This window comes from Synechococcus sp. R6-10, assembly GCF_047461815.1.
Taxonomy (GTDB): domain Bacteria; phylum Cyanobacteriota; class Cyanobacteriia; order Thermostichales; family Thermostichaceae; genus Thermostichus.
Map to the genome: position 1 here is coordinate 1 of NZ_JANSHW010000330.1, position 1,240 is coordinate 1,240.

General features: G+C 56.3%; 1 pseudogene. It reads left to right on the plus strand.

From position 1 onward, the window contains the following. A pseudogene (locus tag NW837_RS09750) lies at nt 1–972 on the plus strand (peptidase S10); the annotation flags it as partial. Between the last annotated feature and the right edge of the window lie 268 nt (nt 973–1,240).

Below are 1,240 nucleotides of genomic sequence, written 5' to 3' on the forward strand. Positions count from 1 at the left end.
TCCCGATACAAACGCTGGCTCTCCCCCATTTTCATTGCCGGCGAGAGTTACGGTGGGTTTCGGGTGGCGCGGCTGGCCAAGGAGCTGCAATCCAAGTTTGGCGTGGGCCTGTCGGGGGCCATTCTCATCTCGCCTGCGATTGAGTTTGGGTTGCTGGAGACCAACGATTACAACCTCAGCACCTGGGCAGCCCTTTTCCCTTCCTATGTGGCCACAGCAGCCCATCATGGACGGTGTGGCTGGGGGGAGGATTTGCAGATCCTGCTGCCCAAAGCAGAACACTTTGCCCGACAACGTCTGCTGCCCCTCTTGGCCATGGGGGAGGCAATGCCAGAGGCAGAACGGCAAGCGGTGTATCAGGAGATGGCGGCAGGGATCGGCCTATCTCCAGAATATGTAGCCCACAAAGGCGGGCGGATCGATATCGCCAGTTTTGCCCGCGAGCTGTTGCGGTCGCAGCGACTGGTGCTGGGGCTCTACGATGCTTCTGTAACCACGGTGGATCCCTTTCCGGATCGGCCTACCTTCGAGGGATCCGATCCCACCTTGGATGGGATCGATCGCCTGTTCACGGCGGCCATCAACAGCCACTTGCGGGAGACCTTGCAAGTAGAAACGGAGTTGACCTATCACCTGCTGAACCTGGAGGTGTTCAAGTCCTGGCGGTTCACCCCAAAAGGAGAGTTGAAGCAAGGATTCATCGGCGCAATGGATGAGCTGCGCAGCAGCATGGCCCTCAACCCCCACATGCGGGTGAGCATTCATCATGGCTTTTACGACCTGGTCACGCCCTACTTTGCCTCGAATCACCTGGTGGATTTGATGAAGTTGGATCCGCGGTTGAAGGCCAACCTCACCCTACGTCATTATCGCGGCGGACACATGTTCTACACCTGGGATCCCTCGCGATTGGAGTGGTTTACAGAAATGCGTGAGTTTTACTCGAAAACAGCTTCCAGCTCAGAGTCATAACATGCTCGCCGGGCGAGGATTCTGGTTCCTGGTTTTGCAGCAGCACTTATAGTCAATTCAAATGGCAATGAGACACTAGCCGGTGCAATAGCTCCGCTAGAAAGTTCCTCTATAGCGTGCATCCTTGCCCTCTTGAAATTTAGGCCAGGACAGTGGCCCACACCCAAAACGTTGCATGCACAGGGCCATAGGGCTTTTCTCAGCTAGAAATCGCAGGAGCCCCGCACTGTACCCGTAGGGTCAGTGTCGGGAGGAATGCGGAAGTTAT